This is a genomic window from Sphingomonas sorbitolis (assembly GCF_036663875.1).
Taxonomy (GTDB): domain Bacteria; phylum Pseudomonadota; class Alphaproteobacteria; order Sphingomonadales; family Sphingomonadaceae; genus Sphingomonas.
Genome location: NZ_JAXOJS010000003.1, coordinates 462,153 through 475,740, shown reverse-complemented (window position 1 = coordinate 475,740; position 13,588 = coordinate 462,153). Strand labels below are relative to the sequence as shown.

Here is a 13,588-nt window from a genome sequence, read left to right as displayed (position 1 = left end):
CGCTATACAGCGGCACCGCGCGAGGGCAAAAGCTCTTGGCGGCTGTTTTGTCCGCTTCCCCGTCCACTACAAGGTTACGCCGCCATGTCCCGTTTCATCGTCTCGGTCGTCGTCGTTCTTGTCGTGGTGGTCGGCGGCCTGTTCCTGCTGGCAGGGCGCGCGACCGAGCGCCCGCAGAGCCGCGTCGAAAAGGCCGTGACGCTTGCGAACCTCTCTTAAGGCGTCCCTTGCGGCGGCGGTTGCCGCCGGAGCTTTAGTCGCGCTGGCGCCCGCGATCGGGCAGGATCGCCCCGAATCGATCCTGCCGCCCGGGTTCGGCGAGCCGACGCCGACGCCGGCATCACGTCCGACCCCGCCTGCCGGTACGCAGCCTGCACGTCCGACTGGCTCCACGCAGCCAAGCGCGCCACAGCCGGCTCCGACACCCGCACAGCCCGGTGCGATGATCCAGCCATTGCCGCCGACGACGCCGACCGACGCCGCCCCGGTGCCGCCCGTCGCGACGCCGGCACCGGTCGATCCGGCTGTGCTTGCGCGCTACGAAATGCCCGAATCGGCGCGGCGCTCGCTGGCGACGGTCGGGCCAGTGACGACCCGCGAGGGTGGGTTGGATACCGACGCGTTCGGCGATGCGGACGGTCAATATGTCGAGACGCTGATGCGCCGACTGAGTGCGCCGTTGCCGTCGCGCTGGATGTCGATCCTGCTGCGGCGGGCGCTGGTGTCGCGCGTCGATACGCCTGTACGCACCAACGGCGCGGACTTCGCGGCCGAGCGCGCGTGGCTGTTGTTGCGGATGGGCGAATCGGTCGCCGCGCGCGCCGTCACGCAGAGCGTTGATACGAACAACTACACGCCGAAGCTGTACGACGTCGCGATGAACGCATCGCTGGCGACCGGCGATCCGGCGGGGCTGTGTCCGTTGGTACCCGGCGCGATGCGCTATGCGGCGGCGCGGGGCTGGACGATGGCGCAGGCGATGTGCGCCGGCCTGTCGGGCAATCCCGCGCAGGCGACCCCGCTGATCGCGACCGCCAAGCGTCGCAATCTCGCGAGCGGCGTCGATATGCTGCTCGCGCAGAAGGTCGTCGGTGCCGGCGCACAGGGGCGTCAGGCGGTGACGATAGAGTGGGATGGCGTCGACCAGTTGACCGCATGGCGGTTTGGTCTGGCGATGGCGACAGGCGTCGCGGTGCCCGACGATCTCTATGCGAGCGCTGGTCCGCAGGTGAAATACTGGCAGGCATTGTCGCCCTCGGTTCCGCTCGGTGCGCGGCTCGCCCCCGCTGAGTCGGCCGCGGGGCAGGGCGTGCTCTCCAGCGCCGCGCTGGTCGATCTCTATGCCGCTGCCGCAACCGACGACGACTCGCAAAGCACGGCGACCGCGACCGCCAACGATCTCCAGACCGCCTATGCCGATCGCAGTCCCGATGCGCGGCTGAACGCGTTGCGCCAATTATGGGGCGGGGCGGATACGCGGCCGGCCTATGCGCGGCTTGTGCTGACCGCGCGGGCGGCGGGGCGGATGAACCCGGCGCTGGCGAAGGCCGAGGCCGATCATCTGGTCGCGTCGATGCTGTCCGCGGGGCTCGATCGCACCGCCTCACGCTGGCTCGGCACGGTGCCCGCCGGCGGTGACGCATGGGCGATGATCATGCTCAGCGATCCCGACGCGTATCGTCGCCTCAGCTATGCCGACCTCGCCTCCTATTCGGGCGGCGAAGGTGATTCGGCGTTGAAGCAGCGGATGCTGTTCGCGGGGCTGGCGGGCCTCGGACGGCTCAACTCGGGCGACATCGAACGTGCCGCGCAATCGCTCGGCGTTCTGATCGGCGCGGACAATGCCTGGACGCGTGCGCTCGATCGGGCTGCGCGCGACGGGCAGGCCGGGACGGTGGTCGTGCTCGCCGCGATCGGCATGCAGGCGCCCGACTGGAAGGGCATCTCGCCCGAGGCGCTGTACCGGATCGTCGGCGCCTTGCGCGCAGTCGGGCTCGATGGCGAGGCGCGGATGATCGCTGCCGAGGCGATTGCGCGGGCGTGATCACGCCGGCCGCACGGGCGTGACCAACGCCACGGACCGCGCATTGATCGACCGGTTCCTGGAAATGATGGCGGCGGAAGCGGGGGCGGCGCCCAACACCGTCGCCGCGTATCGCAGCGACCTGACGCTCGCTTCGCAGGGGCTCGAAGGGCGGTTGGTCGAGGCGGATGGGGATGCGCTTGCAACGCTCGCCGGTGGCTGGTCGGCGCTGTCCCGCTCCACCGTCGGGCGAAAGTCCGCCTCGCTCCGCCGTTTCTTCGCGTTCCTGGCCGACGAAGGCCACCGCGCCGACGATCCCGGCAAGGCGCTCCCTCGGCCCGGCACCGCGCGCACGTTGCCCAAAGTGCTGAGCCACGCGGATATCGACCGACTGTTCGCGGCGATCGCCGAACGCGCCGCGCGCGATCCGCTCGACCCCAACGACCTGCGGCTCTCCGCGTTGTTCGAGCTGCTCTACGGATCGGGACTGCGCGCGACCGAACTCGTCAGCCTGCCGCGCAATGCGGTCCATCCCGACCGCCCGTTCCTGATCCTGCGCGGCAAGGGCGGGCGCGAGCGGCTCGTCCCTATCTCCGACCGCGCGCGCGCGGCGGTGGCGGTGTGGCGGACCTATGTCGCGACCAACCGCCTGTGGCTGTTCCCCTCGGGCAAGGGGCATCTCTCGCGCATCCGCTTGTACCAACTGGTCAAGGCGCTCGCGGCGGAGACCGGCATCCCGCCCGATCGGGTCAGCCCGCACGTCCTGCGTCACGCCTTTGCCACCCACCTGCTCGCCGGCGGGGCGGATCTGCGCGCGCTGCAATCGATGCTCGGCCATGCCGATATCGCCACCACCGAGATCTACACGCACGTCGATTCGAGCCGCCTCGTCGAACTCGTCAACACGCGTCACCCGCTGGCGGACTTGCCGCCGCGTTGACGCGGACGGCGGCGCACCGTAACCGCCGCTGATGCCAAGCTTCCTCGACTTCGAGAAACCGATCGCCGAACTCCAGGGCCGGATCGACGAACTCCGCGACACTGCCGCCGAAGGCAGCGTCGACCTCGCCGCCGACATCGCCCGCTTGCAGGCGAAGTCCGACAAGCTGCTGAAGGACACGTTCGCGCGTCTGACCCCGTGGCAGAAGACGCAGGTCGCGCGCCATCCGGAACGCCCGCACTTCAAGGATTACGTCGCCGCGCTGTTCGACGAGTTCGTCCCGCTGGCGGGCGACCGCGCGTTCGGCGACGACCAGGCGATCATCGGCGGCTTCGCGACCTTCCGCGGGCGGAAGATCATGGTGCTCGGCCACGAGAAGGGCGACGACACCGCGAGCCGTCTCCGCCACAATTTCGGCATGGGCAAGCCCGAGGGCTATCGGAAGGCGATCCGCCTGGTCGAGCTCGCCAACCGGTTCGGCCTGCCGATCGTCACCTTGGTCGATACGTCGGGCGCGTTCCCCGGCATCCAGGCCGAGGAGCGCGGCCAGGCCGAAGCGATCGCACGCTCGACCGAGGCGTGCCTCAACGCCGGCGTCCCGATCGTCTCGGCGATCGTCGGCGAGGGCGGCTCGGGCGGTGCGGTCGCGCTCGCCGCGGGCAACCGCGTACTGATGTTCGAACACGCGATCTATTCGGTGATCAGCCCCGAAGGCTGTGCGTCGATCCTGTGGCGCACCGCCGACAAGGCGCCCGAGGCTGCCGAAGCGATGCGGATTACGGCGCAGGACCTGAAAGCGTTCGGCGTCATCGACGACATCGTCTCGGAGCCGCTGGGTGGCGCACACCGCGACCGCGTTGCGGCGATCGAATCGCTCGGCAATGCACTGTCGTCCGCACTCGCCGACCTCGCATCGCTCGCGCCTGCCGATCTGCGGAAAGACCGCCAGGCCAAATTCTTGAAGATGGGCCGACTCTAAGCGTCGCGATGCAGCGACAGAACACGGGACAAATAAAAAGGGCGGCTGAACCGAAGTCCAGCCGCCCTGATCGACCGCGATGGTGATCGCGGTACGCTTACTTGTTGAGCTGCGACGCGACGTTGTTGAACGTCTTGTTCAGGCTGTTACCCAGGCCCTGCATTGCAGCGATCGCAGCGACGGCGATCAGAGCGGCGATGAGGCCGTACTCGATTGCGGTTGCGCCCTTGGAATTCTTGAAAAACTTGCGGATCGTCTTCATTCCGGTCTCCATGGTTGGATTGCTTCAGTGTCACCCGGCTGGACCGGACAGGCCGGATCAGCACGAGGACAAATAGAAGTTGTGAGTTGAGAAAGGCTTAAGGTCGGAGCATTTCGTCGGGTAATTCACGAGGCCCGATGCGGGCGATCAGCGGGCGGTGGCGACCTTCGTTTCGACCTTGCCCCACATTCCGATGGTCGAATCGGCAAGGTTGGTCAGGCCGACAATGAGAGCGATGACGACGAAGGCCAGGATCAACCCGTATTCGATCGCGGTCGCGCCGCGGGTATTGCGCAGGACGCGCCGCAACGTTCGACCCGTGATCGTCAGCATGGACTTGTCAGACTTCATAACCATCAGTGTAATCGAGGAAAATTAAGGAATGACCAACGATCGCGCCATTCCAACCGCGCCATCCCTTTTACCGGTCGTGGCGGCGGCGATGGTTGACCTCGAGGGGCGCGTGCTGTTGCAGCAACGCCCCCCGGGCAAGTCGCTTGCCGGGCTCTGGGAATTTCCCGGAGGCAAGGTCGAGCCCGGTGAGACCCCCGAGGCGGCGTTGATCAGGGAGCTCGAGGAGGAACTCGGCATCGCGGTGCCGCATGCGTGTCTTGCCCCCGCAGCGTTTGCAAGCGCGCCGCTGGGTGATCGCCATCTTGTGCTGCTGCTTTACATCACGCGGAAATGGACGGGCGTGCCACGCGCGCTGGAGGCGACGGCCTTGCGCTGGGTGCGGCCGAGCGCGATGCACGCGTTGCCGATGCCGCCCGCCGATCGCCCGCTGATCGGGTTGCTCGATGCACTGATCTGACCGAACGACGCACCGAACGGCGATAATCCCGACAGCGGGCCTCCGCATACTCGGCGTTCGACAATAGGGTCTTGATCTCTTTCGATGCGTGCCGCAGTCAAATGGGCCAGCGTGCGTCCCAAGACCGCGCGGGTGTTGAGCCGCGGCTCGCGCGAGCTATTCCCTTTTCTCGAGCGAGCCGTTCCGGTCGCGCAATCGCCGCTCGACGCAACGAGTTCGCTGGCACCACTGCCCGCGCATGCCGCTGCGGGGTGCTCTATCTATCGATGTTCTAAAACGGAAAACCGCTGGAGGCCCGACCGGGAATCGAACCCGGGTGCGAGGATTTGCAGTCCTCTACGTCACCACTCCGCCATCGGGCCTCGATGCGGACGGCGCAAATGCGTCGTTTTGTCAGCGCGGTCAACCACGACGTGTAGCTGGACACGAATTATCCTCATTCGGCGCGGGTGGGCGCGATGCTCGGGCCAATCGCAAGGGCCGCCATGACAGGACCCCACGAACCGCATTGCGCCAGTCCGAAAACGTCCCTCGTCCCATTTTGGGCGACGGCGGCGGCATTCGCTGCTAGGAATCGTCGCAGAGGTAGTGCCGTGGTCTTCCGCATGCGCCCTCGACGTCCCGCCCGCGACATCTTCGGTGTCACACGGGCGGGCGGGGCGTCTACACCGCAAAATCGTTCGATCTCCGACTTGCCGCGCGCAACTGCGACTTGGCGCAATCGTCGGCGCGCGATACATATCGGCGCGACAACTAGTGTATTGCGCAACTAAAACAGTTGTGCGACAGGATGGGTTATGACGACGATGAGCCTCGATACCGCAACTGCCGCTTCGGCTTACGACACCATGCGGCATGCGATGGTCGCTAGCCAGCTGCGCACCAATGCGGTGAACGATCAGCGGGTGGTTGCGGCGATGGCACGTGTGCCGCGCGAGCAGTTCCTGCCCGAGGACGTCCGCTCGATCGCCTACCGCGACACCGCGATCGCGCTCGGTGGCGGGCGCTACGCCAATCTGCCGATGGCGACCGGCCGGCTGCTGACCGAGGCCTATCTGACCGCGACTGATCGCGTGCTGCTGATCGGTGCCGCGACCGGCTATACCGCTGCGGTGCTGAGCGAGATTGTCGGATCGGTGGTCGCGGTCGAGAGCGACCCGGCATTGCTGGCGATGGCGCGCTCGGCGCTTGCCGGGGTCGACAATGTCGAGCTCGTCGAGGCGCCGATGCAGGACGGCCAAGCCGCAGGCGCCCCTTATGACGTGCTGATCGTCGATGGCGCGATCGAGGCGATGCCCGATACGCTCGTTGCGCAGGTCCGCTCGGGCGGTCGCGTCACCTCGGGGCTCGCCGAACGCGGCGTCACGCGGCTTGCGTCGGGACGCAAGACCGATGGTGGGTTCGCGCTGGCGGCCTTTGTCGACGTCGAATGCGTCGCGCTTCCCGGTTTCGACATCCCCAAACCCTTCAGGTTCTGAGCCCTATGATGCCGCGCACCGCTCGTTTCCGCCGCTTGCTTGCGAGTGTTGCGCTGCTCTATATCGCTGCACCAGCGGGTGCGGAGACGCTGCGCGAGGCGCTGGCCAAGGCGTATACCACCAATCCGATCCTGACCGGACAGCGCGCCACGTTGCGCGCGACCGACGAGAACGTGCCGATTGCGCGGGCGACGGGGCTCCCCTCGGTCAATGCGACCGGCGACTACACCGAATTCGTCGTAACCGCGGCGAACAGCTTCACGGCCTTGCCGCGTCAGGCCGCGGCGCGCGCCAACGTGTCGGTGCCGCTGTACCTGGGCGGGCAGGTCCGCAATTCGGTTGCCGCCGCCAAGACCCGCGTCGAGGCCGGCCGCGCGACGCTGCGCGGCACCGAGGCGGATCTCTTCACCAACGTCGTCGCCGCGTACATGGACGTGATCCGCGACGAGGCGATCGTCGGTCTCAACACGCAGAACGTCCGCGTCCTCGACGTCAACCTGCAAGCCAGCCGCGATCGATTCCAGGTCGGCGACCTGACCCGTACCGACGTCGCACAGTCCGAAGCCCGCCTCGCCCTCGCCCGTGCGCAGCTCCAGTCGGCTGAGGCGCAGCTGATTTCCAGCCGTGAGAATTACATCCGGTACGTCGGCACGCCCGCCGGAACGCTCGAAACACCACCGACCTTGCCGCATCTGCCCGACAGCCCTGCATCCGCCGTAACCGTTGCTATCGAGAACAATCCGGTCCTGATCGCAGCGGCGAAAGAGCGTGACGCGACGCGCTATGATGTCGGTGTCGCCCGGGCGACTCGTCTGCCACAGATCAGTGCGGTCGGCGGTGCCACCTATACCAACTATCTCGGCTCGGCGTCGAATGCCGACGGCAGCGTCATCACGTTCCCCAACGTGAACAAGACGGTTCAGGCCGGACTGTCGCTTACCCTGCCGCTGTTCCAGGGTGGTCGCCCCGCCGCGCAGGTCCGTCAGGCCGAGGCGTTCCAGAGCCGCGCGATCGAGAACGTCACCGCGACCGAGCGCAACGTGATCTCCCAGGCCCGCTCGGCCTTCGCCGTCTGGCGCTCCTCGGAACAGGTCATCCAGTCCTCCGAGACCGCGGTCAACGCAAACAAGCTCAGCCTCGAAGGCGTGCGCGCGGAGAACAGCGTCGGCACGCGAACCATCCTCGACATCCTCAACGCCGAGCAGGAACTGCTCAACAGCCAGGTGACGCTCGTCACCGCACGGCGCGATGCGTATGTCGCCGGCTTTGCGCTGCTTGCCGCGATGGGGCAGGCGGAAGCGCGCGATCTCGGGCTCGATGGCGGCGTGCTGTACGATCCGGTCGCCAATTATCAGCGTGTGCATCACAAGATCTGGGACTTTGGCGGCGATGGCGAGCCGGTGCCGGTCGGCACACGCACCGCGCAATCGCCCGCACAGGATGCGCATGTCCAGCCGCAGCGCGATCCTTTGCTCGATACGCCAGTTGACAGGAACCCCGCCTTGACGACAGGTAAGGACGCGCCGAGCCGCCAATAGGGGTGCGCGCGGCTACGGGGTTTGGGATGGTCCGGATGGGGGACGTGAACGGCGAGCCGTCGATGGAGGAAATCCTCTCGTCGATCAAACGCATCATCGCCGAAGAGGGCGACACGCCCGGCCGATCGCGCCGTCCGGCGCGGACAATGACGGCACCGGTCGATCAGTATCCCGCCGACCGCGATGTCGCCGATCACGCGCCCACCTATCGTGAAGCCGCCTATCTCGACGACGAGATGGATGATGACGAAGTTCTCGAACTGAGCGATCCGATGCCGATGGTCGACCGTACCCCCCGCACGCCGAAATCCCCCGTGCTGACCTCGGTCGACGCCGCGCCCGAGCCGCGCGTGTCAGCGTCCAAGCCGCAACCTCAGGTGCAGCAGCCCGCCGCAGAGGCACCATCCGAGTCGATTGTTTCGCGCGAGACCGCGGCTGCAACGCGCGCGCCGCTCGAGGCGTTGACGCGGATGATGATCAAGCCCGAATCGAACAGCGACGGCACGCTCGAGGGATTGGTTCGCGAGATGCTCCGGCCGGTGTTGCGCGAATGGATCGACGCGAACCTGCCGCACATGGTCGAGGACATGGTCGCGCGCGAAATCGCCAAGATCATGAACCAGCAGCCCTAACAGCCAGCCGTCCCGTCGACACGGCGGGACTATACGATCCTCCCCCGCCAGGGGGAGGTGTAATCGAAGGTGACGGAGGGGGAGGACACGGAGCAGCGGTTTCCCTGCCCTCCGTCTGGCAAGGGTCAGCCACCGCCCCCTGGCGGGGAAGGATCGAACGTCTCCCTGTCGGCGATGCAAACGCTACGGAACAACGCCGCCCGATGCCGGGTTTGGCACGCATGTCCGAAACCGAGATCATCGTGCCCGCTGAGAAGCCCGACCGCCCCGCATCGCACGGCGGACGGAACGATTTCTCGCCCGCTGAGGCCGGCAGTGATATCTTCTTCGCCGCGGTGAAGACGACGCGGATGCCGATGGTGGTCACCGATCCGCACCGCGACGACAATCCAATCATCTTCTGCGACGAGGCGTTCTCGTTCATGAGCGGCTATTCGCAGGATGAGATCCTCGGCCGCAACTGCCGCTTCCTGCAGGGCCCCGAAACCGATCGCGCCGCCGTCGCCGAAGTGCGCGCCGCCATCGTTAAGCGCGAAGAGGTTGCGGTCGAGATCCTCAACTACCGCAAGAACGGCTCGACCTTCTGGAACGCGCTGTTCGTGTCGCCGGTGTTCGGCGAAGACGGCAATCTCAAATATTTCTTCGCCAGTCAGCTCGATATTTCTCGGCGGCGTGAAGCCGAGGAAGCGTTGCATGAAGCACAGCGGATGGAGGCCGTCGGCAAGCTGACCGGCGGCATCGCGCATGATTTCAACAATCTGTTGCAGGTCATCCAGGGCTATGCCGACATCCTCGACGCGCGGATCGATCCCGACGACAAGTCGGCACGCCGCGCGGTCGATGCGATTTCGACCTCGGCGACCCGTGCGGCGACTTTGACGCAGCAGCTGCTCGCGTTTGCACGCAAACAGGAATTGCGTGATCGGCTGATGAACCTCAATCAGTTGATCGGCGATTTCCGCGCGATCCTGGAGCGCAGCATCGGCAGCGGCATCACGCTCAGGCGCGACCTTGCCAACGATCTGTGGAATTGCCGCGTTGATCCGGTCCAGGCCGAGATGGCGCTGCTCAATATCATCGCCAACGCGCGCGATGCCACCGGCGGCGCGGGCAAGGTCACGATCGCGACGCGCAACGCGGTGCTGCCCGAGGATGCCAGCCTCGCCAAGCTCGAACCCGGCGAATATGTCGTGGTCAGCATCTGCGACGACGGCCCCGGCGTCGACCTGACGACCGCCGACAAGCTGTTCGAACCCTTCTACACCACCAAGGAAATGGGCAAGGGCGCCGGGCTCGGCCTCGCGATGGTGTACGGCTTCATGCGCCAGTCGGGTGGCCTCGCGACCGTCCGCAACGGTGCTGGCGGCGGCGCGGAATTCTCGCTGTATTTCCCGCGCGCGAGTGGTGCGGTCGAGCGCAAGCCTGCCGCACCGCTCGCACCGCGTACCGGTGGCGCCGAGCGCGTGCTGATGGTCGAGGATCAGATCGAGGTCGGCGAGCTGGGCCGGACGATTCTCGAGGATCTGGGTTACGAGGTCGTACTGGTGAACAGCGCGCGCGGTGCCCTCGATACGCTGGCAGCCGATTCCGATTTCAAGCTGCTGTTCACCGATATCCTCATGCCCGGCGGGATGAACGGCGTCGCGCTCGCGCAGTCCGTGCGGCGCGATTATCCGCATACCGCAGTGCTGTTGACCACCGGCTTTGCGGACGAGGCGATCGACGAGGGCAGCCGGTCGTTTGAGCTGATCCGCAAGCCCTACCGCCGCAACGAACTGAACGAGCGGATCCGCCAGGTGCTCGACAAGCCCGGCGCCCGAACCTGACATGGCGCACCTGACACTGGCCTAGCGCGGGCACGCTCGCTAAGGCTCGGCGCATGAGCGAGCTTCCCAAAACCTTCGACCCGGCCTCCATCGAATCGCGCTGGTATGCGCATTGGGAGGCGAGCGGCCAGTTCCGCCCCGACCGTCCGAACGCCGAGCCGTGGACGATCGTCAACCCGCCGCCCAACGTTACGGGCTCGCTGCACATCGGCCACGCGCTCGATAACACGCTGCAGGACATCCTCACGCGTCACGCGCGCCTGAAGGGCAAGGATGCATTGTGGGTGGTCGGCACAGATCACGCCGGCATCGCGACGCAGATGGTGGTCGAGCGCCAGATGGGCGCGCTCAATCCCCCGCAGAAGCGCACCGACCTGACGCGCGAGGAATTCGTCGCGAAGGTCTGGGCGTGGAAGGAAGAGAGCGGCGGCGAGATCACGCAGCAGCTCCGCCGGCTCGGCTGCTCGATGGACTGGGCGAACGAACGCTTCACGATGGACGAGGGCTTCTCGAAGGCCGTTCTGAAAGTGTTCGTCGATCTTCATAAGGACGGCCTGCTCTACCGCGACAAGCGCCTGGTGAACTGGGATCCGGGCCTCGGCACCGCGATCAGCGACCTCGAGGTCGAGACGCGCGAGATCAAGGGCAGCTTCTGGCACCTGCGCTATCCGCTCGAAGACGGTTCGGGCTTCATCGAGGTCGCGACCACGCGGCCCGAGACGATGCTCGCCGACATGGCGGTGGCTGTGAACGGCGCGGATGAGCGCTACACTGCGCTGATCGGCAAGCAGGTGAAGTTGCCGATCACCGGACGCCTGATCCCGATCATCGCCGACGACCATGCCGATCCGGAACTCGGGTCGGGCGCGGTGAAGATCACCCCAGGACACGACTTCAACGATTTCGAGGTCGGCAAGCGGGCAGGGATGGCCGCGGGCTTGATGCTCAACATGCTCGATGCGAAGGCGCGCGTCGTGCAGGTGTCCGACGGGCTGATCCCGGCCGAGCTGCTCGGGCTGACGACTGCCGAGGCGCGGAAGGCCGTGGTCGCGCGTCTCAAGGACGAAGGCTTCCTGATCGCGCACGTCGACAAGGATGGCGAAGAACACGACGCCGAGCCGCGGACGATCCAGACCCCGTACGGCGATCGCTCGGGCGTGGTGATCGAGCCGTGGCTGACCGATCAATGGTATGTCGATGCGAAGACGCTTGCCCAGCCCGCGATCGAGGCGGTCCAGACCGGCGCGATCGATATCGTGCCGAAGACGTGGGAGAAGACGTTCTTTAACTGGATGGAGAACATCCAGCCTTGGTGCGTGTCGCGTCAGCTTTGGTGGGGCCACCAGATCCCGGCGTGGTTCGGTCCTGACGGTACGCCGTATGTGGCGGAGACCGAGGCGGAAGCGCAGGCTCTCGCGGGTGAGGGCGTGACGCTAACGCGCGACCCCGACGTGCTCGATACTTGGTTCTCGTCTGCCCTCTGGCCTTTCGCTACGCTCGGATGGGACGGCACCCAACCCCCGTTCGCCCTGAGCGAAGTCGAAGGGCAAGCCACAAGCGCTGCCTCCGCAACCGGTGCTTCGACTTCGCTCAGCACGAACGGGGAGGGGGCACACCGCCACGGCCAACTTAACGGGCGCTACCCCAACGACGTGCTCATTTCCGGCTTCGACATCCTGTTCTTCTGGAACGCGCGGATGATGATGCAGGGGCTGCACTTCATGAAGGACGTGCCGTTCCGCACGCTCTACCTCCACGGCCTCGTCCGCGCGGCGGACGGCGCGAAGATGTCGAAGTCGAAGGGCAACGTCGTCAACCCGCTCGGGCTGATCGACACCTACGGCGCCGACGCGCTGCGCTTCTTCATGGCGGCGATGGAGAGCCAGGGCCGCGACATCAAGATGGATGAGAAGCGCGTCGAGGGCTATCGCAACTTCGCCACCAAGCTGTGGAACGCCGCCCGGTTCGCACAGGCCAACGGCATCGTCGCCAGCACGACGCTGGAGGCACCGCGCGCGGAACTCGCCGTCAACAAGTGGATCATCGCCGAGACGATCGCGACCGTCCAGACGGTCGACCTCGCGCTTGCCGACTACCGCTTCGACGGCGCCGCCAACGCGATCTACCAGTTCGCGTGGAGCCGCTTCTGCGACTGGTATCTCGAACTGATCAAGCCCCAGATGGTCGGCGACGAGCGCGGCGTCATCGACGATGAATCGAAGGCGGTCGCGGGCTGGGTGCTCGACCAGATCCTGGTCCTGCTCCACCCGTTCATGCCGTTCATCACCGAGGAACTGTGGCATGCAATGGCCGATCCCGCCCACCCGCGCGAGCACGACCTGATCGTCGCGCAGTGGCCGATGGCGGACGCGCGGTCGCTCGATCCCGAGGCGAGCAAGGAAGTCGACTGGCTGATCCGCCTGGTTCAGGAGATCCGCACCGCGCGCAACGAACTGAACGTGCCGCCGGGTGCACGCCTCCCGCTCCACGTCCGCGATGCGAACGCGACGACCTTGGCGCGACTGGAGCGCCAGGCCCCGGCGCTCGCGCGTCTCGCCCGCGTCACGCATGCCGACGGCGAAGCTACCGGCGGCGCGGCGCAGGTCGTGGTGGACGAAGCGACGTTCGTCCTTCCCCTCGAAGGCGTCATCGACCTCGATTCCGAGCGCGCCCGCCTGACCAAGGCGATCGCGGCGGCGGAGAAGGAGCGCGACGCGCTGTCGGGCCGCCTGGGCAACGCCAGCTTCGTCGAACGCGCCAAGCCCGAAGCGGTGGAAAAAGCCAAGGCCGACCACGCCGACAAGGCCGCCGAAGCCGCCCGGTTGCAGGCGGCACTCGGACGCCTGGGCTAACCTGCTCCCCTCCCGCTTGCGGGAGGGGCTGGGGGAGGGGTGTGCCTCAAAAGCCGGACGCCAGTACGTACGTCGCGCCCTCCCCTGCCCCCTCCCGCAGGCGGGGGGGATTGCGTGGTTGGACAGCGCCCCGCGCTAACCAACCATTCGTCCGTTCGTCCGTTCGTCCGTTCGTCCGACCATCCGTCCGTCCGTCCGTCACCCCAGCGAAAGCTGGTGTATCCCGGTGAGCAAACGCAACGGCTAC

Annotated in this window: 12 protein-coding genes and 1 tRNA gene; 10 read left to right on the top strand and 3 right to left on the bottom strand. The window is 66.6% G+C overall.

What is annotated here, in order from left to right:
• Nucleotides 1-84 precede the first annotated feature (84 nt).
• The 4 genes from U1763_RS11555 to U1763_RS11540 are packed head-to-tail and all read left to right on the top strand — an operon-like array spanning nt 85 to nt 3,942.
• Nucleotides 85-219, top strand: coding sequence for a hypothetical protein (locus U1763_RS11555; RefSeq protein WP_267904487.1), 135 nt, complete (start codon nt 85-87; stop codon nt 217-219).
• Nucleotides 203-2,044: a hypothetical protein gene (locus U1763_RS11550; RefSeq protein WP_332755313.1), complete on the top strand. Its 1,842-nt coding sequence runs from the start codon at nt 203-205 to the stop codon at nt 2,042-2,044. Before U1763_RS11555 ends, U1763_RS11550 begins: the two co-directional genes overlap by 17 nt.
• Before the next feature lie 19 nt (nt 2,045-2,063).
• Nucleotides 2,064-2,963, top strand: coding sequence for a tyrosine-type recombinase/integrase (locus U1763_RS11545; RefSeq protein ID WP_332755312.1), 900 nt, complete (start codon nt 2,064-2,066; stop codon nt 2,961-2,963).
• 31 nt (nt 2,964-2,994) lie between these two features.
• On the top strand, nt 2,995-3,942 hold the full coding sequence (locus U1763_RS11540) for an acetyl-CoA carboxylase carboxyltransferase subunit alpha (RefSeq protein WP_332755311.1): 948 nt from the start codon (nt 2,995-2,997) through the stop codon (nt 3,940-3,942).
• 97 nt (nt 3,943-4,039) lie between these two features.
• On the opposite strand, the gene U1763_RS11535 is transcribed toward U1763_RS11540, so the two are convergent.
• Together U1763_RS11535 and U1763_RS11530 are read right to left on the bottom strand one after the other, a co-directional pair.
• Nucleotides 4,040-4,204: a Flp family type IVb pilin gene (locus U1763_RS11535; RefSeq protein ID WP_132739242.1), complete on the bottom strand. Its 165-nt coding sequence runs from the start codon at nt 4,202-4,204 to the stop codon at nt 4,040-4,042.
• Between the two features lie 147 nt (nt 4,205-4,351).
• Nucleotides 4,352-4,555, bottom strand: a complete 204-nt coding sequence (locus tag U1763_RS11530; protein WP_332755310.1) for a Flp family type IVb pilin — start codon at nt 4,553-4,555, stop codon at nt 4,352-4,354.
• A 31-nt stretch (nt 4,556-4,586) separates the two neighbouring features.
• Between U1763_RS11530 and U1763_RS11525 the strand changes: the two genes are divergently transcribed.
• On the top strand, nt 4,587-5,015 hold the full coding sequence (locus tag U1763_RS11525) for a (deoxy)nucleoside triphosphate pyrophosphohydrolase (RefSeq protein ID WP_132897651.1): 429 nt from the start codon (nt 4,587-4,589) through the stop codon (nt 5,013-5,015).
• Between the two features lie 288 nt (nt 5,016-5,303).
• Here U1763_RS11525 and U1763_RS11520 read toward each other — a convergent pair.
• Nucleotides 5,304-5,377, bottom strand: a tRNA-Cys gene (locus tag U1763_RS11520).
• A gap of 435 nt (nt 5,378-5,812) precedes the next feature.
• On the opposite strand from U1763_RS11520, the gene U1763_RS11515 reads away from it, so the two are divergent.
• From U1763_RS11515 to U1763_RS11495, 5 genes are all read left to right on the top strand, one after another.
• Nucleotides 5,813-6,493: a protein-L-isoaspartate O-methyltransferase family protein gene (locus U1763_RS11515; protein ID WP_332755309.1), complete on the top strand. Its 681-nt coding sequence runs from the start codon at nt 5,813-5,815 to the stop codon at nt 6,491-6,493.
• Nucleotides 6,494-6,501: 8 nt separating this feature from the next.
• Nucleotides 6,502-8,031, top strand: coding sequence for a TolC family outer membrane protein (locus tag U1763_RS11510; RefSeq protein WP_132739230.1), 1,530 nt, complete (start codon nt 6,502-6,504; stop codon nt 8,029-8,031).
• 35 nt (nt 8,032-8,066) lie between these two features.
• A complete protein-coding gene (locus U1763_RS11505) occupies nt 8,067-8,663 on the top strand; it encodes a DUF2497 domain-containing protein (RefSeq protein ID WP_332755415.1) in 597 nt (198 codons plus the stop codon).
• 221 nt (nt 8,664-8,884) lie between these two features.
• Nucleotides 8,885-10,489, top strand: a complete 1,605-nt coding sequence (locus U1763_RS11500) for a histidine kinase famiy protein (protein WP_332755308.1) — start codon at nt 8,885-8,887, stop codon at nt 10,487-10,489.
• Between the two features lie 53 nt (nt 10,490-10,542).
• On the top strand, nt 10,543-13,341 hold the full coding sequence (locus U1763_RS11495; RefSeq protein ID WP_332755307.1) for a valine--tRNA ligase: 2,799 nt from the start codon (nt 10,543-10,545) through the stop codon (nt 13,339-13,341).
• Nucleotides 13,342-13,588: the final 247 nt, after the last annotated feature.

What these genes read in the sequence shown, in the direction of transcription:
- U1763_RS11555 (WP_267904487.1), top strand. Translation starts at nt 85, where the DNA reads ATGTCCCGTTTCATCGTCTCGGTCGTCGTCGTTCTTGTCGTGGTGGTC.
- U1763_RS11540 (WP_332755311.1), top strand. Translation starts at nt 2,995, where the DNA reads ATGCCAAGCTTCCTCGACTTCGAGAAACCGATCGCCGAACTCCAGGGC.
- U1763_RS11535 (WP_132739242.1), bottom strand. Translation starts at nt 4,204, where the DNA reads ATGAAGACGATCCGCAAGTTTTTCAAGAATTCCAAGGGCGCAACCGCA.
- U1763_RS11530 (WP_332755310.1), bottom strand. Translation starts at nt 4,555, where the DNA reads ATGAAGTCTGACAAGTCCATGCTGACGATCACGGGTCGAACGTTGCGG.
- U1763_RS11525 (WP_132897651.1), top strand. Translation starts at nt 4,587, where the DNA reads ATGACCAACGATCGCGCCATTCCAACCGCGCCATCCCTTTTACCGGTC.
- U1763_RS11515 (WP_332755309.1), top strand. Translation starts at nt 5,813, where the DNA reads ATGACGACGATGAGCCTCGATACCGCAACTGCCGCTTCGGCTTACGAC.
- U1763_RS11510 (WP_132739230.1), top strand. Translation starts at nt 6,502, where the DNA reads ATGCCGCGCACCGCTCGTTTCCGCCGCTTGCTTGCGAGTGTTGCGCTG.
- U1763_RS11505 (WP_332755415.1), top strand. Translation starts at nt 8,067, where the DNA reads ATGGGGGACGTGAACGGCGAGCCGTCGATGGAGGAAATCCTCTCGTCG.
- U1763_RS11500 (WP_332755308.1), top strand. Translation starts at nt 8,885, where the DNA reads ATGTCCGAAACCGAGATCATCGTGCCCGCTGAGAAGCCCGACCGCCCC.
- U1763_RS11495 (WP_332755307.1), top strand. Translation starts at nt 10,543, where the DNA reads ATGAGCGAGCTTCCCAAAACCTTCGACCCGGCCTCCATCGAATCGCGC.